Genomic DNA, 268 nt, shown 5'->3' on the forward strand with positions numbered 1-268 from the left:
TGTCACGCTCATCGTTCCATCGGCATAAGTGATTGCATAATTGGGTGCAGCGGCTCCGCTGGCTGCAATCGGGTAAGTCCCCACCGGACTTCCTATAACTGCCGTGGTGGTGACTGTCGGCACTGTGGTTAGCACAGTTTCTGTATCGCCGTTTACAAAACCAGAATAGCTTACAGTCAGAGCCGGATTCGCGCTACCGTACGTTTTGCTTTTATTGTCTGCAGTCACCGTAAGAGATGCCTGGCCCACCGTAAGAGTGCCGTCTACA

1 protein-coding gene is annotated in these 268 nt (G+C 52.6%); it reads right to left on the minus strand.

Annotated elements, in window-relative coordinates; genetic code table 11:
- Positions 1-268: MBG domain-containing protein (locus DM397_RS00175; protein WP_204251834.1), on the minus strand; the 268-nt coding region annotated here is incomplete at both ends.

The organism is Flavobacterium nitrogenifigens, assembly GCF_003254565.1.
In the GTDB taxonomy this organism is placed as follows: domain Bacteria; phylum Bacteroidota; class Bacteroidia; order Flavobacteriales; family Flavobacteriaceae; genus Flavobacterium; species Flavobacterium nitrogenifigens.